The sequence below is a fragment of the Bacillus sp. JJ675 genome, from assembly GCF_036963165.1.
GTDB classification, from domain to species: domain Bacteria; phylum Bacillota; class Bacilli; order Bacillales; family Bacillaceae; genus Bacillus; species Bacillus glycinifermentans.
Genome location: NZ_JBALMR010000103.1, coordinates 26,605 through 26,958, shown reverse-complemented (window position 1 = coordinate 26,958; position 354 = coordinate 26,605). Strand labels below are relative to the sequence as shown.

Sequence of the window (354 nt, the reverse complement as noted above, 5' to 3'; positions counted from 1 at the left end):
GACTGCGCTCGAATGTCCGAATTTAATTTCCGATGTGCCTTACGATTATCCGGGAGATCCCGGGCTTGCGGGAGAACTTGCAGAAGCCGGCGTCAAAGGCGGGCTTCCCGTCATTCCCGTCAATGATCCCGCCTATTGCTGGGATTACGGAACGGTCGTCCCCCTCCGCTATCTCATTCCGAAAGGGGATATTCCGGTCATTGATTTATCGGTAACGCTTGCAGCAAACCTTGATGAAACGTATCGTTGGGGGCAGCTTGCCGGCAAAGTGTTGAAGGAAAGCGGGAAAAAAACCGTCTTCATCAGCAGCGGCGCGCTCAGCCATCATTTGGTAAGGGGGCCGGAATGCATGCC

At 54.5% G+C, this 354-nt stretch carries 1 pseudogene; it reads left to right on the top strand.

The annotated features are described in order from the left end of the window. Positions 1–354: pseudogene (locus tag V7126_RS22490) on the top strand (extradiol ring-cleavage dioxygenase); the annotation flags it as partial.